The sequence below is a fragment of the Acinetobacter sp. UBA6526 genome, assembly GCF_002434875.1.
In the GTDB taxonomy this organism is placed as follows: domain Bacteria; phylum Pseudomonadota; class Gammaproteobacteria; order Pseudomonadales; family Moraxellaceae; genus Acinetobacter; species Acinetobacter venetianus.
Genome location: NZ_DJLC01000146.1, coordinates 30,122 through 55,171 on the forward strand (window position 1 = coordinate 30,122; position 25,050 = coordinate 55,171).

Sequence of the window (25,050 nt, forward strand, 5' to 3'; positions counted from 1 at the left end):
TATATCCATTTTTAAAGGGATTGTGAAAATGCTTGTGGCCTTGGTGTGGTAACTACAAATGTTTTGAAGGCTCAATCACTTTTTAATGTCGTCTGACTTGATTTATAGATGAAGTCGAAGACACATTCAATCAGTTTGAGCAAGGGTGGATACGGATGAAACCAACAGATCAAACATTGATGAAACAAATGCATATTTCCAGTGAGGAAATAGAGTACCGAAAATCATTACTTTCATTGACCAATAAAGAGTTAATGAGTCTCGTACAGCTTGGAATTATGTTGGAACCTTTGCTCGATCAAGTGGTTATCGAGTTTTATCAGCAACAAACGTCAGTGGTTGAAATCGCGACATTAATTGGTGATGTCGATACCTTGTCCCGATTGCAGCGTGCACAACGACAATATGTCACTGAATTATTTTCAGGAAGTTACGATGCAAATTATGTCAATAATCGTTTAAGAATCGGTTTGGTTCATAAGCGAATTGGTGTTGAACCTAAATTATATTTATCAGCGATTTATCATTTAAAAACGCGTTTGATGTCTTTGGTTTATGAGCAATTGGGGGATACTGAACAATTTCATGAGGTGAGTTGTACGCTGGAAAAACTATTTATGTTTGATATTTCACTGGTGGTCGAAACTTATGTATGGAGTCTCGTCAGTGAATTAAAAACATCAAAAGAAAAAATTGAACAATATGCCAATGTTTTAGAAGATCGTGCGCAACAAATGGAGGCACTGTCTCAGACAGATGCCTTGACGGGTTTATTAAATGTAAGACACCTCAATAGCATTTTAAATGCAACGATTTGTGCAGCAGAACATGCGTTAGAACCAGTGACGGTTGTTTTTATTGATATCAATGATTTTAAAGTGATTAATGATAGTTTTGGGCATCCACGCGGAGATCAAATTCTAAAAATTGTTGCTGATGGGATACGCTTTGTTGCGCGGTTGGATGATCATTGCTTTCGGTGTGGAGGTGATGAGTTTTGTATTATTTTTCCTCGTTGTACCGAATTACAAGCGACAGAAAGTTTTGTTCCGCGATTATTGCAATATATTCAGCAAATTGAACCCACCATTACCCTGAGTATTGGCATAAAACAAACAGATCATGTTGAGGGCTATCTTGAAGCAGCAGCTTTGCTTCATGAAGCAGATGCTCGTATGTACCAAGCTAAGAAACAATTAAAGGTGAAAAGTTAAAAAGCAGATAAGTTTTTATATCGTAAGATTTTGATATTTAATGCTTAATATTTTGATGTGTTTGCGGTGAGAGGGAATTTATCAAAAGCGTATAGAAATTATAGGCGATGGTGTTAAAATTTGGCGATTAATTTTTTTGTGCCGATTTCAATGATTAAATGGATCATATTAGCGATCTTTATCATATCAGCGCTTTATATTCAGCGTCGTGGTAAAGTGAAGCACTCGTTTTATCGTCAATTCTTTGACCATTCAACGATTTTAGCGCCGATCAATTTCTTGATGTACATGTTCTCAAAAGTGCCGAATCAGCCTTATATTGATACTCAACATTTTAAGGACTTAAAAGTTCTAGATGAAAATTGGGAAATGATTCGAGACGAAGCAAAAGCATTGTATGAAAAAGGAGGAATTAAAGCCTCAAGTACTTACGATGACTTAGGTTTCAACTCGTTCTTTAAAACAGGCTGGAAGCGTTTCTATTTGAAATGGTATGACTCGGCTCATCCATCTGCGGCTGAACTCTGCCCTAAAACAACAGCTTTATTGAAAACACTCCCAACAATTAAAGCAGCTATGTTTACTGAGCTTGCACCTGATAGCCGTTTGGTCCGTCATCGTGATCCTTATGCAGGTTCATTACGTTATCATTTAGGTTTGATTACACCCAATGATGATCGTTGCTTTATTGATGTCGATGGTGAGCGTTATTCATGGCGTGATGGTGAAAGTGTGGTCTTTGATGAGACTTATATTCATTATGCTGAAAATAAGACTGATCAAAATCGTATTATCTTTTTCGCTGATGTGGAACGTCCTTTAAAAACACGTTTGATGGAAAAATTTAATCACTGGTTTGGTAAAAGCGTGATGACCGCTGCGAGTTCTCCGAATGAAGCAGGTGATCAAACAGGTGGCTTAAACAAAGTTTTTGGCTATGTTTACCAGATTCGTATTAAAGCGAAAGCATTAAAGAAATCGAACCGTCAGCTTTATTACTTTTTAAAGTGGTTCATTATGCTGGGATTATTTTTCCTTATTTTTATAAGACCTTATGTGTTTAAATAAGTGAAAACATAAGACGCCCTTTAAGGGCGTTTTTTATACTTTGTTTATAAAATATTTTTTAATTTCTAAAATTAAGCATAGGAAAAAATATGCAAACCTTTCGTTCAAAAATAGATTGGTGGTTCTGGGGCGTGGTGATCGCAACAACAGGCCTATTATTGCAATTTTTATGGACGATGTATGTGAAAGGAACAATACAAGAATATCCTGAACATGCTGCTGTTTACTTATTCACGATAGTTTTGCTTTGGTGGCCGATCTTCAATACACGTTATATCGTGACAGAGAATGATTTAATCATTCATTCAATGCTATTTAAATGGAAAATAAATAAGGCTGATATTATAAAAATAAGTGCATCGAATCATTTAATTTCTTCGCCTGCTTTGTCTTTAGATCGTTTACGCATTGATTATGCAAAAAATGGCAATGTGACACATATTTTGGTTTCACCTAAAGATCAAAAAGCTTTCTGTCTTGCATTAGAACACGATTTGACTAAGTAATTATCAGGCTGTTCATTTTGCTGTATCTCTAATAATTTTTATATTTTTAATTATATCAAGTGGTATAATTTTGATGGTATTTAATTCATTTTAACCACGAGAAAACATAATGAAAAAACAATTATTGATTAGTTTAAGTCTTTTAAGCTTAGTTGCTTGTAGCGATGAAAATGATGATATCTATGGAACTGTTGATCCAAAGAATAAAGCCTTTTATAGTTATGATATTGCGACAGCAAACACCTCAAATAAACTCACTAAAAAATCATATCAAGTTGATAAAAATAATGATCTTTTAATTAGTTATACAGAAACACCGAAGTTACAGACTGAAGCACTACGTAATTTTATAACCAACAATGGAATATCAACGATTTTTCCGCCACAGAATACAAATGCTGCTTATATTGTGGGCCGTAAAGCAACATTTAGTGATACTGTGTTGGAATATGAACCTAGTAATTTAGAGCAAAGAACAAGTTTTAAATTGACCTATCAACTGAAAAAAATTGATTTATCTGGTTTAGATGTTTCTAACTATGTGAGTTACTTTTTAACTCAAGCATCAGCTTCATCTTTGATTAGTGATGCAACCTTACAAATTATTCAGGCCTTGTTATTATCGACTCAAGATAAGTTCCCATCAGGTGCAACGTGTTGGCAAAAACAAGTTCAGTTGAGTACTCAAGATTATATTGAATCTTATCCAACTCAAAATCTGTCGCATGTCAGTACCAACAGTAATATTCAAAATCAAGGAATTTGGCAAAATGCCGCGTGGACAGCATTTCAACCGAATACTGAGATGAATTTTGCTGATACCCGAATTCGCCATCAATCTCGGGAGTATTGGGGTTTTTATCACAATACAAGAGAAGTGAATGCTGTATCACCAGCAAATGAACTGGCATGTGATTTCTTGAATGAATCGGCCTTCAAGAGTGTTGATAGAGTGTTAAGTAAAGTTCTTTGATTTGACCATGTCTTGAGTGATTCAATCGATGGATTTCAACTCAATTGACTTGAAATTCATCTATTCAGGCTACATCATCAAAAGCATTACTGATAATGAAAGTCTGCTGTGAACTCAAACGCTCGTGAACACATTGAAAAAATACTTGCTCATATGACCCAATTGCCCGGCGTTTATAAAATGCTAGGCAAAGATGGTGAGCTATTGTATGTTGGCAAGGCAAAAAATTTAAAAAATCGTGTTTCGAGCTATTTTGTAAAAACCATTGAGCACCCTAAAACACAAGCATTGGTTGCTCGAATTTATGATATTGAATCGCTGGTGGTTCGTTCTGAAACCGAAGCCTTATTACTTGAACAAAACCTAATTAAACTACATCGCCCGCCGTATAACATTATGTTGCGGGATGATAAGTCCTATGTATATATCTTTGTCTCAGCCGATAAACCTTTTCCACGAATTGCCAGTGGACGTGGTAAGGGCAAACATCAAATTGGTAAGTTCTTTGGTCCTTATCCAAGTGCATATAGTGCAAGAGATACCTTGCTGGTTTTACAAAAGCTATTTAATGTCAGACAGTGTGAAAATAGCTATTTCTCACAACGAAAACGACCATGTCTTCAGTATCAAATCAAACGTTGTACTGCCCCTTGTGTTGGGTTGATTAGTCCTGAAGAGTACAAAGAGGATGTCGATAACTCAATCCGCTTTCTGCAAGGTGATACAAAAGAGTTGAATCAAGAATTGATTGGGAAAATGGAGCAGGCTGCCGCAGAGCTAGAATTTGAGAAAGCCGTTTTTTATCGTGATCGTCTCGCATTATTACGCGAGGTACAGGCACAGCAAGCTGTATTTAAAATTAAAGGTGAAGCCGATATTTTAGCAATCGCTTATCAGGCTGGCGTGACTTGCGTGCAAATTATGTATGTCCGTAATGGGCGGATGTTAGGCGGTAAGAGCTATTTTCCAGATATGTTGGGTGATGATTTAGGACAGATGTTAAGCGACTTTATTGCAAATTTTTATTTTCAGGTTGCAGATGAAGTTCCGACTGAGTTGATTGTGAATGTTGAAGTGCCTGATCGAGTCCAATTAGAAGAAGCACTACAACAAACTTTTAATAAAAAAGTCCAAATTAAGCATAAAGTGCGTGAGACTCGAGCTGAGTGGCAAGAGCTAGCGCAAATGAATGTTCAGCATGCAATCAAAGGCAAACTTAGTAATCACTTAGAGTTAAATGAGCGTTTTCATCAGCTTGAGCAAGTGGTTGGAAGACCGATTGATCGAATCGAGTGTTTTGATATTAGCCATACTATGGGTGAAGCACCAATAGCTTCCTGTGTTGTATTCGATCAGGGTGGAGCACGAAAACGCGATTATCGCCAATTTGCCATTCAAGATATTACAGGTGGCGATGACTATGCAGCGATGCGTCAAGCATTAATCCGTCGTTATAAAAAGAATATGTTGCCTGATTTGCTTCTAATTGATGGCGGTAAAGGTCAGCTGCATATGGCAATGGACGTGATGCAAGAGCTTGGGTTAGATGCATTTATGATTGGGGTGTCAAAAGGTGAAGGGCGGAAACCCGGCTTAGAGACGCTTCACTTTACCGATGGAACCAAGATTCAATTGTCTGAAGACCATAAAGGATTGCATTTGATTCAGCAGGTTCGAGATGAGGCGCACCGTTTTGCGATCACGAAGCACCGCGCAAAGCGGGATAAGCGTCGCAGTAGTTCCGTATTAGAGGCGATTCCTGGACTGGGTCCAAAACGCCGTCGAGATTTACTGACACATTTTGGTGGGATTCAAGGCGTATTAAAAGCATCTGAAAAAGAACTGATGCTGGTGCCGGGTTTAGGTGAAGTCATGGCTAGGACAATTTATAAAATTTTGCATGAATAATTTGACCGATTGACCAAATTATTCACTGACTGATAAGTTAATGACCATTCACAAATCAACCAAAACATTCAAAGATAGGATGTTTTGACAGTTAAGGAAAAACAATGTCATTGCTTTCTCTTTATCAACAAATTGAACAACAAGAATGGATTGATATCCCCGCGGGATGGCTACAGGGGCGTACTGTCTTTGGTGGCTTAGTTGCTGGACTATTGGTCCAAAAAGCGATTTGTGCAGTGAACGATCCTGAAAAGCAGTTATTGAGCTGTAATGTCACTTTTGTTGGGCCTGTACAGCAGGGGAAAGCGAAATTGACAGCTGAAATTCTTCGAGAAGGTAAATCTGTTACCAGCTTAGAGATTCGCTTATGGCAAGACGATGCGGTGCAAAGTATTTTAGTTGCTAGCTTTGGTCTACGTCGAGAATCTCGCATTGTTGTCAATCATCAGCCGCAAGTTCCAGATTATCCAATGCCAGATCAGCTCGAAAAAATGGTCTATCTAGAGGGCTTAATGCCTGAATGCTTACAACAGTTTGAATTGTGTTGGGCGGAAGGAAGCTATCCGATGGCAGGGAGTAAAGTTCCAGACTTTGGTGGGTGGAGTCGTTTCTCACCTCAGCAACATTCAAACCGTGAAATGTATTTGGCTGATTTATTTGCATTGATGGATGTATGGCCACCAGGCGTCTTGCCGATGTTTAAAACGCCTGCACCTGCAAGTTCTTTAACATGGCATATTACTTATCTTGATCCGATTGCGAATCAAATCCAAGATTGGTTCAAATACAAAGTCGTGACACAAGTTGCTGAGCATGGTTATTCAACTGAGTATGCCTATGTCTGGGATAGTCAAAACCGTTTAATTGCGGTGCTCCGACAGACAGTTGCTGTCTTTGCCTAGTCGACACTGCGCAGCATTTCGTATAAAGTTGCTTACAGTTGGATACAATCTCGGCACATCCTTTGTGCGACATGCATATTTGATGCGAACAACATGGCGGTGTTTATGAGCACAGGGCGAATCCTGAACATTCCGAATATTTTGACTTTGGCGCGCATTGCCCTTATTCCTGTTTTTTTGGTGATTGCTTATTGGCCACCAGCGATTGGAATTGCTGAGCATCATGGGGGAATGATGCGGCATATGGTGCTGACAGCCATTTTTGTGCTTGCAGCAGTGACAGATTGGTTTGATGGTTATCTTGCAAGAACTCTTAATCAGACATCTGCTTTTGGACGTTTTCTAGATCCAGTCGCTGATAAGTTAATGGTTGCAGCGGCGTTAATTGTACTGGTGCAATGGCAACCCACCATTTCGATGGCTTTTGCTGCAATCGTGATTATTTCTCGTGAAATTACCGTATCGGCTTTACGTGAGTGGATGGCAGAGCTTGGTGCGCGTACCAGTGTTGCGGTATCAACCGTGGGGAAATACAAAACAGCATTTCAAATGATTGCAATTAGTGTGTTTTTACTTAATTGGAAGCCATTGGAAATGTGGGCTTATGCTTTATTATACGCCGCAGTAATTTTGACTCTGTGGTCGATGTTCATTTATATGAAAGCAGCATGGCCGTATTTGAAACAACCGTAAATGTTGTACTCGATATACTTTAATTAGAAACTTAAAATATTAATAAAATCATAGCATTCACTTGGTCTGATTTGATCATGTGAATGCTAAAAATGATGAATCAGGAAAATAAATTAATGTCATCTCTACTTTATTTATCTAATCAATCGTTATATCAACTGCAAAATCAGCAATCACAAAGTATTGATTGTCATGCGGTGAGCCAATATAAGAAAAATTTGCAAGAAATTAAGCAACGTAAGCAATGGAAAACCACAGGTACAGGTGCGCAATTCATGGGCTTGCGCAATTATGATGATCCTGATGAGCTAGCGCATATTTTTCCTGTAGATGCGGTGTTAACGAATGAGCAGCAGATAATTTATGCAGCTCGATTGCAGGACGGCTGTGCGATTTATATCAAATCATTAGCAGCTCTAGAACAGCCTGAATCTTTGGTACTGCGTAATAATGAGTTTATTGTTCATCATCTTGATTATGATACGCAGAATCAACGCTTAATTTTATCTGCAAGCAAGGGGTATGCTTTTGAACGTCATCTATGCGTTCTGGGTTTAGATTCAAGTCGTATTCAATATATTACCGAGGGGGATTGTCAGGATGAGCATCCATGTTTTGATCCTGAAAATCCCAATGTTGTTTATTACGATAGCTGTGGTTTTGCCTATGATCATCAGGGTAATGTAAGTATTGGCCCTAAAGAAATTTGCCGTTTGGATCTCAAAACAGGGGAACTTGAAACAATCCTAAGTGACCCACGTTATGATTTTTATAAACCAAAGGTGGGCAAGAATGGGCAGTTATATTATTTAAAACGACCATATCAAGGTCAAAATTATAGTGGTAGCTCTATAAAAGATATTTTGATGGCGCCGTTTAAAATTTTACGCGCTATTTTTGGTTGGTTAGATTTTTTCACACAACGCTATACAGGTGAATCTTTAAAATCGACCTCTGGTGCCAACCCTGCTAAGGCAAGACAAAAATCTGAAGAAGAATTATTTGTCGAAGGTAACCTAATCAAAGCACAGAAGACATTACAGCAAAATCAAAATGCAGGGGAAAAGTTTGCAGGAGTGATTCCACGTAATTGGGAATTAGTTCAGCAATCTGCATCAGGTGAGCAAAAGGTTTTGAAGAAAGGGGTACTCAGTTATGCGCTTGGTGCTGATGATTCAGTGTATTACTCCAATGGTAAGTACCTAATGTCAATCAATGCGGATCAAACTGAACAGATGTTAGTTGAAGCTAAATTGATTCATAAAATCATGTGCTAAATATTAACTATGATCTTGAGGCCTTCTTTTTAGAAGGCTTTTTTATTTTTAGATGGCAAGAAAAAAGCCCATAACAACGATGAGCTTAGTTCTCTGAGGAAAGTCATGCTCTTTTGGGAGAGTATGCTGAAGAACATAATCATAATATGAGAATATGTTGATATTTACAACGGTGAAAAATGTAAATATTTTTTAATATTCTCAATTCTAATTAATTTGGTTCTCAGAAAGTGTTGCAAACTTATGCTCAATTTGTGCTGCATTGTTTTGTAAGATTTCAATTAACTTCTGAATATTTAGAAAATCGAAACGGTTTTTAGAGGCCACCAACGTGAGCGCAATCGGGGCCTCTTTATTCGAGAAGCGAATAGGTACGGAAAGACCACAAACAAGAGGGTCAATCTCACCTTGTGATAAATAGAAGCCTTGCTTTTTAATTTTTCGCATTTGTTGAGTGAATTCATCTAAGTTATTGGCAAAGCCAACTTGAGCCAACTCTTGAGTGAACTGTTGGTAATAAGCTTGTATCCGTTGCTTGGTGAGGTGTGCGATCACAATCTTAGGCGAAGCACCCACATATACAGGACGTGGACAACCACGACCATAAGAGATCAGCTCAGCCTCTTTGAACGTCTCATGATGTAGGTCAATGCAGTAATCATGATTTAAATAAGTGAGTAAGCAACATAATTCTGTGCGCTCAACGATATCACGCATAAAAGGGATGCTGATTTGTACCAGCGGATCAGTACTATGCGAAATATAGTCTAAAACTGCAATCTTAGACCCTAAAGTGTAATCACCAGAAGTTCCACTAATACGCTTCAACATATCACTAGAAACAAGTTCTTTGAGATAACGATAGGCCGTTGGTTTGGATAGACCAAGCTCATCACAAATGATATCGACATTGATAATCGGACGTGACACTGAAAAGAGATCCAGTACAGTGAGAATTTTACCAAAACTCGAAATTGCCATGATGGGTTGTCTACTCCTAAAAACGTGAAACTCGAACTTTTATTGCTTTATAACAGAAAAGCAGAACAGCGTGTGTGGACTTTTAAAACTGATCATTTTTAATCAATAGATTTCGGTTGAAATTGAGAAAAAAGATAAATTTTATAAGGTTTATTCTAAATTAAATTTAATAATTATCAAATAGTGATAATTTATCTTGACTATTCTGCTTTGTTTTGAAAAAATCAACAACACAATGTCTTATTTGGATAATTACTTTTAAGCAAATTGTCCAAACATTGTGTATCACTCCAAATAATTAGTTCTCTATCACGTTGATTTGAAGTCTTTCGAATCAACAAGCGTGTTTGCATTTCATTATTCTGATAAGGAAATGTGCAAGAGACTAATTCAGCATTGAGAATAGTTCATGATCCTTAAGCAGTTGTTGGCTTTTAGACCGAGCCAGCTCGACATCATTTTTGCGTGCAAAATTTTTGTGGCAGGTATGCTGGCGCTGTTTATTTCATTTGAACTTGATTTGATTAATCCAATGTGGTCGATTGGAACGGTCATGATTATCGCAAGTCCATACTCAGGTATGGTGTCTTCAAAATGTGTTTATCGCTTAGTAGGCACAGTTGCGGGCGCGATCATTGCTTTATTATTGACACCTCATTTTATTAATACGCCGTGGTTATTCACGATCATTTTATCTTTATGGGTAGGATTTGCCTTATACGTGTCCCTATTAGACCGTACCCCTCGCAGTTATGTGTTCATGCTGGCGGGCTATTCAACGGCAATGATTGTCTATAACGCGATTACTTATATTGATACCTATAACATTTTTGATATTGCGCTTGCACGCGTACTAGAAATTTCAGTTGGTGTCATTTCTACAGCAGTTGTTTCTGCAACACTTTTTCCTGTGCATATTGGCACGATGATTAAACAGCGTGTTAATAAAACACTGAATGATTTAGAAAGTACTTTTGAAAAGTTGATCACTGCGCAAGCGTCTTCAGAAAATTACACGCAAATTTTGTCTGTGATTACTCGAGATGCATCAGATATTCATGCACTAGCAGTGCATTTGAATTATGAAAAAGGTGAGCTTAAAGGCATGACTAAGCCGTTGCAGGAAATGCTGCATCAGGTTTCGTTAGTGGTTGCAAATCTGGTGGCTTTGTCTCAACGAGTCAAACAGCTTGAACAAATGCAGTTGATGAATTTAATGCCGCATCTCAATCTGATTCGACAACATACCTTGGCCTTCCTCAAGCAGGATAGAACATTAACACCAAATGACTTACTGACACTGCCAGTAGATTTTGAACATGATTTTTCTGAACTTATGCATTTAGCAACACCTGAGCAACAAATTGTGTTGGGTGCGTTAAAAATGGATGTGCGTCATTTTATTAGCAATACCTTAGCTGTGAAATTGTTATGGCAACAGATTCAACAAGGGAAAAAAGAAATTCCTGCTGAAATTACCGCAATTACCACTAAATATCCAAGTTTGCATCGTGATCATGGTATTGCAATTCGCGGTGTGATTAGTGCGGTATTGATTACTTTTATTGTGACTGGGGCATGGATTTTATCTGGCTGGAAGGCTGGTTTTATGATGGCGCAAATGGGCGCGATCACGGCTTGCATTTTGACCGCATTGGATAATCCTGTGCCTGTACTGCGTATTTTTATTTGGGGCAGTATTGTTTCTGCTGGTCTGGTGTTTTTATACGCTTTTGGAATATTTCCGCATATTACCCACTTTTGGCAATTGGCGTTGGTTTTATTTCCAGTGTTTCTTGTTGCAGTCAGTATGATGGCAAATCAGATGTTAATGCCTGTTGGGATGGTGCTTGGGATTAACACCATGATGGGGTTGAATCTCCACAATAAATACACGATGGATGCGGTGTCCTATTTAGATAGTTCATTCGCCATGATCCTAGGTGTGTTGGTTTCGTTAATTGTGATTGACTTGGTTCGTGCGGTTTCTCCAGATGCCAGTGCAACACGTATTTTGGCTTTACATTATCAAGCGATGCGACAAGCGCTGCACATGCCTTATGGTAGTGACTTTAAAATTCATCTACGCAGTATGTTAGATCGGGTTGGTGTACTGAATACCAAGATGGTACAGGATTCTGAAATTAAGGCTGCAATTCAAAATGCATTAATTGAAAGTAGCTCAATCGTTGATTTGGTTCGCTTACAAGAGATTAGTCAAAAGTTACCGCAACTTGTGGAGTTGCAGCATGAAGTGACCGTTTTACAAAACCAGCTTGCTGCGTATTTCCATTCGCAAGAAAAGCAAATATCAAGTTGGCATTTCCCTGTGCAAATTGTAAAGCAAGTGAATCAATTACAGCAGGTCGCTCAGCAGATCGAAGATGATGAGCTCCGTCAAAGATTACTAATTTCTTTAAATAATATTTGTAAAAGTATTGGGCATGTTTCTGCTGAAGATATGCACGCAGAGACGTCTGGTTTAGGTGTGTCTCATGGGTGAAATTAATGTTTATGGGATCTATTTCCCGATCCTACTGGTACAGGCTGTGATTGCTTATGTACTGTTTAAACTTCTGACACCAGCAACAGATCGCCTAATTCAAAAAGGTTGGATCGCATTACCAAGTATTTTTAACTTATGTTTTTACTTGGGTCTTATGTTGTTGGTGCATTGGTTGTTTGTTTGGTTGTGGGTTTAAGGTCTGTTTAGACGCTGTTCCTGAAATTAATGATTTAAAAATAAGGAGTAAAGGTGATGAACATGAATGTATTTGATGTGCGAAAGATCATACGTCCAATCGTATTGCTTGTTGCGGTTCTAATCGCATTTTATACCATCGTGCATTTATGGAATTACTACAATGCCGCGCCTTGGACACGTGATGGTCGTGTCCGTGGTGATGTGATTCAAGTCGCTTCAGATGTGAATGGCTTAGTCACAGAGGTGCTTGTTCAAGATAACCAGACGGTAAAAAAAGGTCAGGTTCTTTTTAAAATAGATGTTGCACGCCAAGCTTTGGATGTTGAGCAAGCAAAGTCAGACTTAGCAAAAGCAAAGGCTGGTTTGGCACAAGCACATGCAAATCTAGCAGGAGCTAAAGCCAGTTTGGTTAAAACTGAAGCCAATATGAAATTGGCTGAAAAGAATGCGGCTCGTTACGCTAGCTTAATGGACGGAGCAATTTCTAAACAAGAGCAAGATCAGGTGTTTGCAACACGTGATCAAGCACTGGCTGAGCGTGAGCAATTAACGGCAAGTATTGAACAGGCAAATGCGGCGATTCAACAGCAGCAGGCATTGATTGAAGTTGCCAATAGTAATTTACATTTGGCACAGTTGAATTTACATCGTTCTGAAGTGGTTGCACCTGCTGATGGTACGTTATCGAATTTTGATTTACGTGTTGGTAATTATGTGAAAGTTGGACAAGCTGTTGCAGCTTTACTTGATCGCCATCAGCTCTATGTTGTGGGATATTTTGAAGAAACTAAACTTGATCGTATTCATGTTGGTGATGCCGCAACGATTCAACTGATGGGTGATCGTCAAAAAATCCGTGGGCATGTGCAAGGTGTTGCGACAGGGATTGAAGATCGAGAACGTTCAGGTAGTTCCAATTTATTGGCCAACGTAAATCCGACATTTAGTTGGGTGCGCTTGGCGCAACGTGTACCTGTAAAGATTGTATTAGATGAGCAGCCGAAAAATCCATTGGCTTTTGTTTCGGGTCGTACTGCGACAGTTAGAATTATTGAGAAATAATCAATGCGTTTTTTTGATAGGCTTATTTATTCAGAAGTGAGTCTATAAATAGCGGCATCGAGTGCCGCTAAATGATAGAACGTAAATTGATTCTTTTAAGGTGTAATTCCCGCGGGATCACGATACCAACTTTGAATCAGCAGGGCAGCAGCAAAACTATCTGCGGATAAGCGTCTTGCCTGTCCTTTGTTTTGATAATACTCAAGCTCTTCTCGTGCTTCACGCGTGGTTAGACGTTCATCTACCATCCACGTTTCAATATTGGTTTGATGACGTAAACGACGTGCAAATTTTCGAGCACGCGCAGAAAGTTCTGACTCACTGTCATCCATATTTAAGGGTAGACCCACCAAAAACACATTAGGTTGCCATTCTTTGACTAGCTTGAGCAATTGATTCCAGTCAGGAATGCCGTCTTTCATCACAAATAAAGGAAGTGGATTGGCACTTTCAATGCTTGCTTGGCCAATCGCAATCCCCATTTTTTGTGTACCGAAATCAAAGGCCATAATGGATTGAGATGATTGCATATCAGGCATGCCCAATCTCTGAAGCGAACCAAGTACGATCTACCCCGATTTTTTTATAGGCAGCGTCCCAACGATCGCCATAAGGTAAGTTGAAGATCAAATCCATATCAGAATCACAGATCAACCAATCGCCACGCGCAATCTCTTCTTCAAGCTGGTTTTTACTCCAGCTCGCATAGCCTAACGCAATTTGATAGCGTCCAACACCTTCATTATGTGCAATTGCATCTAAAATATCTTTACTAGTGGTGATACAGACATTTTCACCGACTGCAATAGAGGAATGCCAAGTCGGTTGACCTGTATGTAAGACAAAACCCGCTTCAGGGCGTAAAGGGCCGCCTTGTAAAACAGCATGAGGCTGTACGTTATCTGCATCGATCTCTAAATCATTGAGCAACTCTTTGATTTGCAGTTCAGAAGGGCGGTTGATAATAATGCCTTGAGCACCTTCTTCATCATGGCGAGCAACATAAATCACAGTATTTGCAAAAAAGTCATCTGCCATGTCTGGTGGAGCGATGAGACAACGGTGAGTTAAATATTGTTTCGTCACCTAGGCGGTTCTCCATCAAAGTGTTGTGCTGATCTATATAGGTTCTTTTTATCAACATACAAGAGTTAATCGGATTTCGCCAATCATTTTCTGATATTTTGTCGCGAAACTTAGCTTGATTGGAACTTGAGTTGGCGTAATTGTTTTGCATGTTGTAAGGTCGTATCGTTGATTTCAACACCACCAGACATACGCGCCAATTCTAAGATCCGTTGTTCTTCATCTAATTCAATAATGGTGCTGCTGGCTGGATCTGTTTGTTGCTTTTTCACCAAGAGGTGTTGATCGGACTGGGCTGCAACTTGAGCTTGGTGCGTAATACAAAGTAATTGTACATGTTGAGCCAGATCAGCCAGTAAACGTCCGACGACTTCAGCTGTGCCACCACTAATACCCACGTCAATTTCATCAAAGACCAATACTTCTGCATCTGTTTTTTCAGCATTCATTACTTGCATCACTAAGGCAATACGCGACAATTCACCGCCTGATGCAACCCGTGCCAGTGGTTGTGGCGGAATGCCTTTGTTGGCTGTAAATAGCAGTTGAATGAAACTAAGACCCTCAGCATTTGCTGGTTCTAATGGCTCAAATTTAAACTCAAAATGTGCTTCAGGTAAGGCCAATGGCTTCACTTGCTCAGTCAATTGTCTGGCAAGTGGAATGGCCGCAGCACGACGGATTTCATCTAAATGTTGAGCTTTTTGCATAAAGTCTTGATATGAAACTTCAACTTGTTCCGCTAAAGTTTCTGGATCTTCGAGTTGATGCAGTTGCTCTAGCTCTTGCTGCCAAACTTCATATTCTTGTTTAAGCAGTTCAGGCTGTGTACGATGTTTACGTGCCAAACGATGGAAGACTTCAAGCGTAGCATTTAACTGCTCCATCCGTTCAGGATCAAAGCTTTGACGATCAATAAACTGACGCAAGCTTGCGGTCGCATCCTCTATTTCACTTTGTGCATTTAATAAGGAATTATAAATATTACTCAGTTGTTCGCTACGACCTGCATGAGATTCCAGTCGACGGATGATTGAGGCAACTTCTTGCGTGATATTCTGTTCAGCTTCATCTAAAACATTTAAGCCATAACCGCAGTCTTGCATGATATGTTCATGATGGCTGAGGCGATCAAACTCTTGTTCAATTTCACGATAATCAGTTTGCACAACATCTTCTAATTCTTCGATTTGTGATTCTAAGCTTTGTATTTTTTGAATACGAGTTGCTTGTGCATTTAAAGCGGCTTGATGTTGGCGAATATTATTTTGCCATGTGCTATAAGCTTCACGAACGGCATGAGCAGGATCAGCGAAGTTGTGATAACGATCCAGCCAATGCTTTGGATAAGGTGGTTCTAACAGCTGCTGTTGACTATGTTGACTATAGAGTTGAACGAGTAAACGTCCAATTTCTTTAAGTTCAGCCAGACTACTTGGTCGACCATTAATCCATGCCTTGCTACGACCCGTTGCGAAAATAACCCGTCTTAGGTGAATTTCACCTGAATCATCATCCAGTTCATGCTCTGTGAGCCAGTGAGCTTCAGCACTTTGAGGTTGATAACTAAATACCGCCGTGACATCGGCTTTATCTGCGCCATAACGAACGTAGTTGGTATCCGTGCGTTCGCCTAAGCATGCGGAAAGAGCATCTAACAATAATGATTTTCCTGCGCCTGTTTCACCCGTGAGAACATTAAACCCTTGTTCAATATCCAAAGCGAGATGGTCAGCAAGTGCAAAATTAATTAAAGTTAAATGGGTGAGCATAAACGCATCCAATGCACAGAATCTTTTGCTTAAAGATAGAGAAGTTTTAAATGGGCTACAAGAGTTGAATGTAGGATTTTCCTTATTTACTTGATAGATAGCTGAGTAGTGATCAGCATAATTTAAAGTTCTGGATAATTTTCTTGATTGATTTGTAGCGTAGCAACTTTTTTCTAAGTTTTAGTTGTTACGAAGGATTAAGTTTTTACTTTTCCAATTTGCCCACAGTAAATGAGCCATATATGGCACAAGGTCTAGTGCTGGGACAATATTTCACTTTATTTTTCCTCTTAACTCACAGCACAGCTGTTCGTCTTGCGCCCAGACAAAGCTTTGCTTTGTTAATTTTCGCCACTCGTAGCATAGCTACTCATCTTGCGCTCAGGCAAAGCTTTGCTTTGTTAATTCTCGTCACTTGTAGCATAGCTACTCGTCTTGCGCTCAGGCAAAGTTTCACTTTGCTTATCTTCGCTCAGGTATGAAAATTGCTATGTTTAGCCCAGAAAATGGATTGATTAGTTGTCACGGCACAATTAAACTACGTCCAGCATAACTTAATATAAATGCGGCATTATTTGGAGAGTACGCATGAGTTCAGTACAGTTTGATCATGTAACGGTCATCAAGAAATCGAATGTGTATTTTGGTGGGGCATGTATCAGCCATACAGTACAATTTGAAGATGGTACAAAAAAGACTTTAGGTGTGATTTTACCTACTGAGCAACCTTTAACGTTTGAAACACATGTCCCAGAGCGTATGGAAATTATTTCTGGCGAATGTCGCGTAAAGATTGCAGATAGTACTGAGAGTGAACTATTTCGTGCTGGACAATCATTCTATGTTCCAGGAAATAGTACTTTCCTAATCGAAGCTGATGAAGTGCTCGATTATGTTTGCCATTTAGAAGGTTAACCTATTTCCTGCTAAATCTAGTACACTAGAGTCAATAGAAATCCTGTAAAGTCATTTTGCAGGATTTTTTTATTAAATACTCTTGCGGAGCTATAATCGCTCCTCACCTGTAAAGTCACTTTGCAGGATTTTTATTTTTCGTTGAGATGAAATTGTTAGAGGTCGTTCATGGCAAAACCTGAATATTATTATGGCGTTCATTCGGTTGAGTCATTGTTGGAATTAGAGCCTGAACGTGTTTTAACTTTATTCACTTTAAAAGGTCGTGACGATCAACGTTTACAAAAAATATTACAACTCGCAGAGCCATTTGGAATTAGTGTTCAAAAGGCGAGTCGAGATAGTTTAGAAAAACTCGCTGGTTTACCTTTTCATCAAGGCGTAGTTGCTGCAGTAAGACCGCATCCGACTTTAAATGAAAAAGACCTAGATCAGTTAATGCAACAACATACTAATCCATTGTTATTGGCATTGGATCAAGTCACAGATCCACATAATTTAGGTGCATGTATTCGTACAGCTGCGGCCATGGGTGTTCAAGCAGTCATTGTGCCTCGTGATCGATCAGCAAGTTTAACGCCAACTGCGCGTAAAGTTGCAGCTGGTGGTGCTGAGAAAGTTAAATTCATTCAGGTCACCAATCTTGCCCGTACGCTAGCGCATTTAAAAGATACAACTCATACTCGTGTCATTGGCACAATGTTGGATGAAAAGGCTTTACCGATTCAACAGTGCGATTTTAATGGCTCAATCGTGATTGTTATGGGGGCAGAAGATACGGGATTAAGACCAATTACACAGTCACAATGTGATCAGACGGTTTATATTCCAATGATGGGTGATCTGCAAAGCTTGAATGTCAGTGTGGCAACTGGTATGGCACTTTATGAAGCTTGTCGTCAACGCAATAGTGTATAATTCACTTAATCTTCGTTTCACCTAATTTAAAATGACTGCTCGCTCACAAGGCTATTTATTTGTTCTGATTACAATGTGTATTTGGGGCGGGTTTACAATTTTTTCTCGGTTGAATGCGCATTGGCATGTGAGTGTTTGGGATCTGGTTGCAATGCGTTTTGCGATTGCCTCGATTATTTTACTTCCCGTTCTCATTTATAAAAAAGACTTTGCTTTTCTATGGGATCCAAAGCCGATTATATTGGCTTGTATTGGTGGCTTAGCATACTGCTTCACGGTCTATACCGCTTTTCTACATGCGCCCGCTGCACATGCTGCAATTTTCCTAAATGGCTGTATCCCATTATGTACCGCCGTCGCAGCTTACTTTTTATTTAAACAACCCTTTGATAAGCATACTTGGCTAAGTCTTGTAATTATGATCAGCGCATTAGTACTAATGAGCTATCTAATGTTACATGATCAAGCTTCAGCATTAGGATGGGGGGATCTACTGCTCTTCATCAGTGCAGTGTGGTGGGGCATTTTTACAGTTTTACTAAAACAATGGAAATTGTCGGCTTGGCATTCGACAGTCGGTGTTGTGATCTGGTCTGCTATCATTTACTTACCGATCTATCTTTTGTTTATTCCTAAACATTTTCATGATGCAGCACCAGTACATTTATTAATTCAAGGGCTTTTTCACGGGGTGTTGGTTGTGATTGTTGCGACACTTACTTACGTGGCTGCTATTGAGCGTTTAGGTGCATTTAAAACAGGTAGTATCGTGACGCTAGCACCTTTTATTGCTGCATTGATTGCTGTGCCACTACTCAATGAACCATTAAATGCAGCAATTGCTTGTGGACTAGTAGGTATGGCAATAGGAGCATTGCAGCCTTGGCGATGGTTTAGAAAAGACACCTTGGCTACCCAATTAGCTCAGCAAAAGCAAGACTAAAAACAATGTTCTGCTTTCTGTAAATACTCTAAATGTAAGGGCTTCAGTTGAGTGTGTAGATGCTCGAGCAGACCATCATTCAGAATAATATCATTTGCCCGTTTTTGTTTCTCTGAGCGAGACATTTGTGCTGCAATAATTTTACGAATTTGCTCTTCACTTTGACCATCCCTCTGACTTGCACGATCTAATTGAGTTTGTTCATCTGCATCAATAAGTAAAGTGTGCTGAACAAGTTCGTGCTGGTTCGTTTCAAAGAGTAGCGGAGAAACTAAAATAGCATATGGACTTTGTGCTTGTTGAAGTTGTTCAATAATCGATTGGCGAATAGCAGGGTGGGTGATTTGCTCTAAGGTGTGACGTGCTTCAGGGAATTGAAAGATGTGTTCACGTAATGCACGTCGATTAAGCGAGCCATCATTAGAAATTACCCAATCTCCAAAAGCTTCTTGAATAGCATTTAACGCAGACTGCCCAGGTTCAACCACTTCGCGAGCAACAATATCAGCATCAACCACTGTAATACCTTGGGACTCAAACCATTGGGTTGCAGCTGATTTACCACTACCAATGCCACCGGTGACGCCCAAAATAAAACCCATATTATCCACCTAAATATACCTTCATAATTTGATCACCCCATAAAAAGGCTATCCAACCTGCAATCGCAATATAGGGGCCAAATGCAAAAGGCTGATTTTCACCACGCATTTTCATTAAAATGATACCGATAATGGCACCAACTACTGAGGATAGTAGGATGATGAGCGGTAACATCATTGGTCCCATCCAAGCCCCTAGGGCTGCAAGTAACTTAAAGTCACCGTACCCCATTCCCTCTTTACCTGTGATAAGTTTAAACAGGTAGTAGACAATCCATAAGCACAAGAAGCCAATTAAATAGCCCCAGATTGCAGAACTTGGCGATGTGTAAATTGTAAAAGTATTAATCCCTAAACCCAAAGCTGCAAGTGGCAGAGTAAATCTGTCGGGTAGCAATTGAGTGTCAAAATCTATAAACGTTAAGGTGATCAATACCCATGTCAATAATAGACCTAATAGCATTTGAATCGTTGCACCAAATACAACTGCAACGATTAATGAGCAGACCATTGTCAGTAATTCAATAAAAGGATATCGAATACTAATCGGATTCTGGCAAGTACCGCATTTACCACGCAATACAAGCCAACTGATGACTGGAATATTTTGATACCAACGAATTGGGCTGTGGCATTTTGGGCAAGTTGATGCGGGTTTACTCAGTGTTAGTTTGTCTTCATCAATGATGGGTTGCTCGGGATGTAAAAGCATTTGACATTCTTGATGCCATTCCTGTTCCATCATCTTTGGTGTGCGGAAAATAACAACGTTGAGAAAACTGCCAATGCATAAACTAAAAAGCCCAACTGCAATATAAAGCGCAGTTGGGTTATCAACTAAATATGAAATGACTTGTTGCATTAGACTACAGAGCCCATTTGGAAAATTGGAAGATACATAGCAATTACTAGACCGCCTACCAATACCCCTAAAATAGCCATAATTAAAGGTTCCATCATAGAGGTTAAGCCATCAACAGCATTATCAACCTCATTTTCAAAATGTGTTGCCACTTTATCCAACATGCTATCTAAAGCACCAGACTCTTCACCAATCGCAACCATTTGGATCGCCATAGAGGGGAAACGATTTGAGACTCGCATGGCAAATTGAAGCTGTTGACCTGTTGCAACATCTTCTCGAATTTTCATTACAGCTTCCTCATAAACAACATTGTTAGTCGCTCCTGCTGTGGATTCCAGTGCATCGATCAATGGTACACCTGCGGCAAAGGTTGTTGCTAATGTGCGACTGTAACGAGCAATAATGGCTTTATAAACAAGATCACCAAAAATTGGTAGTTTTAATGCTAATTTATCAAGACTATCTCTAAACTTTTTACTACGTTTTTTTGCTTCTAGAAAAGCAGCGATGATGAAGCCAATCACAATAATCAGAATAAACCAGTATTCTTGCATCCAATTGGACATATTGACGACCATTTTAGTAAATGCTGGGAGATCTGCGCCAAAAGAGCTAAATAAATCTTGAAAAACAGGAACTACTTTGACCATCAGGATAATTGTAACAATGACTGCAACAATGATAACTGAGATAGGATATTTCATGGCTTTTTTAATTTTTTGTTTTAGCAATTCACTTTTTTCTTTATAGATTGCTACTCGATCAAGCATGGTTTCAAGTGCACCAGATTGCTCCCCTGATTCGACTAAAGAACAAAATAAGTTATCAAAATATTGTGGATATTTTTTTAGTGCCCCAGCAAAAGTATTCCCCCCCTCGACTTCACCTTTAATGCCAAGTACAACTTCTCGCATAGCAGGGTTTTCTAGTCCTTCAGCAACAATTTCAAAGCCTTGTACTAATGGAACACCAGCTTTCATCATTGTTGCTAATTGGCGTGTGAAAATCGTAATGTCTAGGGTGGAGACTTTCTTTTTCATGAAACCTTCAAGAATATTCTTCCTTTTTTCACGAATATTCTTGATAGTGACACCTTGTTTCCGTAATGTAACTTTAGCTAAAGCCATATTACGAGCAGGTAATTCTCCTTTAATCTTTACCCCTTTGCGATCAACCCCTTCATAAGCAAAAGTAGGCATCATTTGCGCTTTTTTAGCTGCCATGACCATTAATCCTTGTTATTAATTTTATTCACTTGTTACTCGATTTACTTCCTGTAAAGAAGTAATTCCTTGCATCACTTTTTTTAACCCAGAACGACGTAAGTTGTTAAAGCCTGCTTTTTCTGATGCCGCTGCAATTTGTAGGGCGTTGCCATCTTCCATAATAATTTTAGAAATTTCAGGCGTCACTTTCATGACTTCATAAATACCAACACGACCTTTATAACCTTCCCTACATTCTGAACAGCCAACAGGTTGAAATAGTTTTAATTCAGGATCAGCGAAGTCTTGCTCTGTGAACCCTAATTCTAGAAGACTTTGTTTAGGGATATCGACAGGTGCTTTGCAATGTTGACATAAGCGACGTGCCAATCGCTGTGCAATAACAAGATTGACAGATGTCGCAATATTGAAAGATGGAACCCCCATATTACGTAATCGGGTAAGTGTTTCTGGTGCACTGTTTGTATGTAAAGTAGACATTACCATATGACCTGTTTGCGCTGCTTTAATTGCAATTTCAGCAGTTTCGAGGTCACGAACCTCCCCCACCATGATGATATCAGGATCTTGACGTAAGAAGGCTTTTAGGGCTGCGGAAAACGTTAAACCTGTTTTGGGATTGACGTTGACCTGATTAATACCTTCTAAGTTAATTTCTACAGGATCTTCCGCGGTAGAAATATTGGTATCTTCTGTATTTAGAATGTTTAAACCAGTGTATAAGGACACTGTTTTACCAGATCCTGTAGGACCAGTAATGAGGAGCATACCTTGCGGCTTTTCTAATGCTTCTAAGAATAGTGCTTTCTGTTCATCTTCATATCCCAGTGCTTCGATACCTAGCATCGCGCTTGATGGGTCTAGAATACGTAGAACGAGCTTTTCACCGAATAAGGTTGGAAGAGAGTTAACACGGAAGTCAATCGCTTTAGTCTTAGAGAGTTTAAGTTTAATACGACCATCTTGTGGCATTCGTTTCTCAGAAATATCCATTTGTGACATTACTTTCAAACGTGAAGCTAATCGATTCGCCATTTGTAATGGTGGATTCGCAATTTGTCTAAGAACGCCATCAACTCGATAGCGTACACGGTACATTTTCTCATAAGGTTCAAAGTGTAGGTCAGATGCTCCCATGCGAATTGCATCAATTAATAACTTATTGATGTATTTAACAATTGGGGATTCATCACTTTGGGCGACGTCATTTTCATCTTCATCCTTAGATGTACCACTCTCAACATCAATACCCTCTAAATCAAAATCTTCATCATCACCAAAATCAAAGCTACCCGTGTCACCAAACTGTTGTTCAATCAGTTTTTCTAATTTGTTATGTTCAACAATAATCGGTTCGATATTAAGTTTAGTATTGAAGCGAATTGCATCTAAGGCATCAATATTGGTGGGGTTGCTGGTTGCTACATATAAGATTTGACCACGCTGTACCAAAGGCACAATTCGATGTCTTTGGATTAGTTTTTGATCTGTAATTTCGCGAGGAAGAATGGCTGTATCGTAAACAGCTAAATCAAATAGTGGTTCACCAAACTCGAGTGAAATGCTTTCCGCAATTATTAGAGGCGATATTCGTTGGTGCTCAATCAGATGAGCAACAATATCTTGTTTAGCCTTTTTTGCAGCATCAATTGCGGTTTGCATATTTGACGCAGTCAAATGACCATCATCGACTAAACGTCGAATAAACCCCGAAAACTTTGGAGACGTATGTAATCCTGACATCTGTCCGCCTTATGACAATATGGTTATAATAGCTATATAACAAAATTATACTTTTGTTACGCAAAAATACTACTAGTGAAAGTGTTGTTTTTGACTTGGTTCACGCTGAAAACCTTGAACTAATCGAGTCTTTTGGGAATTAATTTTTATAATAAAAGCAATCAGAAAAAAATAAAAAAAGTTGCGCTTAGAAAATTTAATCTTTTTTTATATAGCTATCCTATTTCTTTTTCATTTCGTAGCTTACAAATTTTTTCGTTGCTTTAACTTTACACATTATAAAAAAACTGAATTTTCTAAAAATACGTGTAAAATATGCAGCATTTTTTAGAAATTAACAGTAGGTGGGCGAAGTATGTCGAGTTCGACGATTACCCCTTGGGTTGTTGGTAATTGGAAATTAAATCCAATGCGTGCTGACGCTCTCCAATTAATAGAAGAATTTAAAGCTTTGTTAGAACAGCAGTCGATTTCTCCTGAGTACTGTCATATTGGCGTGGCGCCAACTGCAATCGCATTGACTGCGGTAAAAGCTCAGCTGAATGGTGCGAACCGAAAAATTTATACCGTTGCTCAAGACGTTTCTAGAATAGCTGGAACAGGTGCTTATACTGGCGAAGTAAGTGCTGAGCTCTTAAAAGATAGCCAAATTGAATTCGTTTTAATTGGTCATTCAGAGCGCCGTGAGTTATTTGGTGACAATGTCGAAATTCTAAAAACAAAGTTACAAAACGCTTTAAAAGCAGATTTAACTGTGATTTATTGTGTGGGTGAGAGTCTTGAGCAGCGTGAGCAAGGTCAGGCTGAACAAGTTGTTTTACAGCAGATTTGTGATATTGCATCCGTGGTTCAATCAGAGAAATGGCAGAATATTGTGATTGCTTACGAGCCGATTTGGGCAATTGGTACGGGTAAAACAGCCTCTCCAGCAGACGCACAAGCGATGCACGCTAAAATTCGTGAAGGCCTAAAACAAATTACGCCATTCGGAGCGGATATGGCGATCCTTTATGGTGGTAGTGTAAAAGCTGAAAATGCAGTTGAATTAGCAGCATGCCCAGACATTAATGGTGCTTTGGTTGGTGGTGCATCATTGAATGCTGAATCTTTTTACCAAATCGCAAAAGCATTTGCTCAAAGCAAATAACGAGGAATAGAGATGTATAGTTTTATACTCGTTGTACATATCATTTTAGCAATTTTGATCATTGCTTTGGTTCTAGTACAACAAGGTAAAGGTGCGGAAGCAGGGGCATCATTTGGCGGCGGCGGCGCGGCGACAGTTTTTGGTGCTTCAGGCGCTGGCAACTTTTTAACGCGTTTAACTGCAATTTTTACAGCTTTATTTTTTGCTACAAGTTTAACTTTAGCTGTATTTGCAAAAAAACAAACGACAGATGCGTATAGTCTAAAATCTGTACAAACCACAACGGAAGCACCAGCTACATCGTCTGAAACTTCATCAAACGCGCCTAAAACGACTGAATAAGTTGAATTAAGACTTTCCTTTTTAGTTTTAAAGGAATAGAATGCGTCCCACAAAGCTGCGGTGGTGGTGGAATTGGTAGACACGCTACCTTGAGGTGGTAGTGCTTTCGGGCGTGGGGGTTCAAGTCCCCCCTTCCGCACCAAACTTAATAACCAGTAAGTTTGGTGTATGCAGTGATTGTTGATGCGGGATGGAGCAGTCTG

At 39.2% G+C, this 25,050-nt stretch carries 24 protein-coding genes and 1 tRNA gene; 17 read left to right on the forward strand and 8 right to left on the reverse strand.

Annotated elements, in window-relative coordinates; genetic code table 11:
• Positions 1 to 155 precede the first annotated feature (155 nt).
• The 8 genes from B4237_RS09810 to B4237_RS09845 all read left to right on the forward strand — a co-directional run bounded on the left by B4237_RS09810 (position 156) and on the right by B4237_RS09845 (position 8,541).
• Positions 156 to 1,214, forward strand: coding sequence for a diguanylate cyclase domain-containing protein (locus B4237_RS09810; protein WP_007480143.1), 1,059 nt, complete (start codon positions 156 to 158; stop codon positions 1,212 to 1,214).
• Positions 1,215 to 1,364: 150 nt separating this feature from the next.
• Entirely contained in the window at positions 1,365 to 2,282 is a 918-nt protein-coding gene (gene lpxO / locus B4237_RS09815; RefSeq protein ID WP_004876448.1) for a lipid A hydroxylase LpxO, read from the forward strand.
• Between the two features lie 89 nt (positions 2,283 to 2,371).
• Positions 2,372 to 2,788 carry a PH domain-containing protein gene (locus B4237_RS09820; RefSeq protein WP_278595984.1) on the forward strand — a complete coding sequence of 139 codons (417 nt, stop codon included), beginning with the start codon at positions 2,372 to 2,374 and terminating at the stop codon, positions 2,786 to 2,788.
• A gap of 109 nt (positions 2,789 to 2,897) precedes the next feature.
• Complete coding sequence (locus B4237_RS09825) at positions 2,898 to 3,761, forward strand: hypothetical protein (RefSeq protein ID WP_278595983.1); 864 nt, start codon at positions 2,898 to 2,900, stop codon at positions 3,759 to 3,761.
• 108 nt (positions 3,762 to 3,869) lie between these two features.
• Positions 3,870 to 5,669: an excinuclease ABC subunit UvrC gene (uvrC, locus tag B4237_RS09830; protein ID WP_278595982.1), complete on the forward strand. Its 1,800-nt coding sequence runs from the start codon at positions 3,870 to 3,872 to the stop codon at positions 5,667 to 5,669.
• A gap of 104 nt (positions 5,670 to 5,773) precedes the next feature.
• Complete coding sequence (locus tag B4237_RS09835; protein ID WP_278595981.1) at positions 5,774 to 6,571, forward strand: thioesterase family protein; 798 nt, start codon at positions 5,774 to 5,776, stop codon at positions 6,569 to 6,571.
• A gap of 105 nt (positions 6,572 to 6,676) precedes the next feature.
• Positions 6,677 to 7,264, forward strand: coding sequence for a CDP-diacylglycerol--glycerol-3-phosphate 3-phosphatidyltransferase (gene pgsA, locus B4237_RS09840; RefSeq protein ID WP_004876453.1), 588 nt, complete (start codon positions 6,677 to 6,679; stop codon positions 7,262 to 7,264).
• 116 nt (positions 7,265 to 7,380) lie between these two features.
• Positions 7,381 to 8,541 carry a hypothetical protein gene (locus tag B4237_RS09845; protein ID WP_007480132.1) on the forward strand — a complete coding sequence of 387 codons (1,161 nt, stop codon included), beginning with the start codon at positions 7,381 to 7,383 and terminating at the stop codon, positions 8,539 to 8,541.
• A 207-nt stretch (positions 8,542 to 8,748) separates the two neighbouring features.
• Here B4237_RS09845 and B4237_RS09850 read toward each other — a convergent pair whose 3' ends face one another.
• Positions 8,749 to 9,522: an IclR family transcriptional regulator gene (locus B4237_RS09850; RefSeq protein WP_061392131.1), complete on the reverse strand. Its 774-nt coding sequence runs from the start codon at positions 9,520 to 9,522 to the stop codon at positions 8,749 to 8,751.
• Positions 9,523 to 9,931: 409 nt separating this feature from the next.
• Here B4237_RS09850 and B4237_RS09855 point away from each other — a divergent pair, with 409 nt between their 5' ends.
• The 3 genes from B4237_RS09855 (at position 9,932) to B4237_RS09865 (ending at position 13,288) form a co-directional block, all read left to right on the forward strand.
• Entirely contained in the window at positions 9,932 to 12,025 is a 2,094-nt protein-coding gene (locus tag B4237_RS09855; protein ID WP_286942926.1) for an FUSC family protein, read from the forward strand.
• Positions 12,018 to 12,224, forward strand: a complete 207-nt coding sequence (locus B4237_RS09860) for a DUF1656 domain-containing protein (RefSeq protein WP_004876464.1) — start codon at positions 12,018 to 12,020, stop codon at positions 12,222 to 12,224. Before B4237_RS09855 ends, B4237_RS09860 begins: the two co-directional genes overlap by 8 nt.
• Before the next feature lie 62 nt (positions 12,225 to 12,286).
• Entirely contained in the window at positions 12,287 to 13,288 is a 1,002-nt protein-coding gene (locus B4237_RS09865; protein ID WP_286942934.1) for an HlyD family secretion protein, read from the forward strand.
• 95 nt (positions 13,289 to 13,383) lie between these two features.
• On the opposite strand, the gene ruvX is transcribed toward B4237_RS09865, so the two are convergent.
• The 3 genes from ruvX to recN all read right to left on the reverse strand — a co-directional run bounded on the left by ruvX (position 13,384) and on the right by recN (position 16,146).
• Positions 13,384 to 13,827 carry a Holliday junction resolvase RuvX gene (gene ruvX / locus B4237_RS09870; RefSeq protein WP_004876467.1) on the reverse strand — a complete coding sequence of 148 codons (444 nt, stop codon included), beginning with the start codon at positions 13,825 to 13,827 and terminating at the stop codon, positions 13,384 to 13,386.
• Positions 13,820 to 14,374, reverse strand: a complete 555-nt coding sequence (locus tag B4237_RS09875; RefSeq protein WP_004876469.1) for a YqgE/AlgH family protein — start codon at positions 14,372 to 14,374, stop codon at positions 13,820 to 13,822. The genes ruvX and B4237_RS09875 overlap by 8 nt, the downstream gene beginning before the upstream one ends.
• Positions 14,375 to 14,484: 110 nt before the next feature.
• Complete coding sequence (recN, locus tag B4237_RS09880; protein WP_278595979.1) at positions 14,485 to 16,146, reverse strand: DNA repair protein RecN; 1,662 nt, start codon at positions 16,144 to 16,146, stop codon at positions 14,485 to 14,487.
• A gap of 588 nt (positions 16,147 to 16,734) precedes the next feature.
• On the opposite strand from recN, the gene B4237_RS09885 reads away from it, so the two are divergent.
• From B4237_RS09885 to B4237_RS09895, 3 genes are all read left to right on the forward strand, one after another.
• Positions 16,735 to 17,061, forward strand: a complete 327-nt coding sequence (locus tag B4237_RS09885) for a pyrimidine/purine nucleoside phosphorylase (protein ID WP_004876475.1) — start codon at positions 16,735 to 16,737, stop codon at positions 17,059 to 17,061.
• 168 nt (positions 17,062 to 17,229) lie between these two features.
• Positions 17,230 to 17,979 (forward strand): 23S rRNA (guanosine(2251)-2'-O)-methyltransferase RlmB, encoded by a 750-nt coding sequence (gene rlmB / locus B4237_RS09890; RefSeq protein ID WP_004876476.1) that lies wholly within the window; start codon positions 17,230 to 17,232, stop codon positions 17,977 to 17,979.
• A 31-nt stretch (positions 17,980 to 18,010) separates the two neighbouring features.
• On the forward strand, positions 18,011 to 18,922 hold the full coding sequence (locus B4237_RS09895) for a DMT family transporter (RefSeq protein WP_007480121.1): 912 nt from the start codon (positions 18,011 to 18,013) through the stop codon (positions 18,920 to 18,922).
• Here the strand turns inward: B4237_RS09895 and coaE are convergent.
• From coaE to pilB, 4 genes are read right to left on the reverse strand one after another with little or no spacing between them, the layout of a single operon-like run.
• On the reverse strand, positions 18,919 to 19,524 hold the full coding sequence (coaE, locus tag B4237_RS09900) for a dephospho-CoA kinase (protein WP_278595978.1): 606 nt from the start codon (positions 19,522 to 19,524) through the stop codon (positions 18,919 to 18,921). The two genes, B4237_RS09895 and coaE, sit on opposite strands and share 4 nt — an antisense overlap.
• Before the next feature lies 1 nt (position 19,525).
• Positions 19,526 to 20,386 carry a prepilin peptidase gene (locus B4237_RS09905; protein WP_278595977.1) on the reverse strand — a complete coding sequence of 287 codons (861 nt, stop codon included), beginning with the start codon at positions 20,384 to 20,386 and terminating at the stop codon, positions 19,526 to 19,528.
• Positions 20,386 to 21,612, reverse strand: coding sequence for a type II secretion system F family protein (locus B4237_RS09910; protein ID WP_278595976.1), 1,227 nt, complete (start codon positions 21,610 to 21,612; stop codon positions 20,386 to 20,388). The genes B4237_RS09905 and B4237_RS09910 overlap by 1 nt, the downstream gene beginning before the upstream one ends.
• 24 nt (positions 21,613 to 21,636) lie before the next feature.
• The gene (pilB, locus tag B4237_RS09915; protein WP_278595975.1) at positions 21,637 to 23,358 is read right to left on the reverse strand and encodes a type IV-A pilus assembly ATPase PilB; all 1,722 of its coding nucleotides are present in this window, start codon (positions 23,356 to 23,358) and stop codon (positions 21,637 to 21,639) included.
• Positions 23,359 to 23,713: 355 nt separating this feature from the next.
• On the opposite strand from pilB, the gene tpiA reads away from it, so the two are divergent.
• From tpiA to B4237_RS09930, 3 genes are all read left to right on the forward strand, one after another.
• The gene (gene tpiA / locus B4237_RS09920; protein ID WP_278595974.1) at positions 23,714 to 24,505 is read left to right on the forward strand and encodes a triose-phosphate isomerase; all 792 of its coding nucleotides are present in this window, start codon (positions 23,714 to 23,716) and stop codon (positions 24,503 to 24,505) included.
• A 12-nt stretch (positions 24,506 to 24,517) separates the two neighbouring features.
• Positions 24,518 to 24,847 carry a preprotein translocase subunit SecG gene (gene secG / locus B4237_RS09925; protein ID WP_004876490.1) on the forward strand — a complete coding sequence of 110 codons (330 nt, stop codon included), beginning with the start codon at positions 24,518 to 24,520 and terminating at the stop codon, positions 24,845 to 24,847.
• 57 nt (positions 24,848 to 24,904) lie between these two features.
• A tRNA-Leu gene (locus tag B4237_RS09930) sits at positions 24,905 to 24,989 on the forward strand.
• Positions 24,990 to 25,050 lie beyond the last annotated feature (61 nt).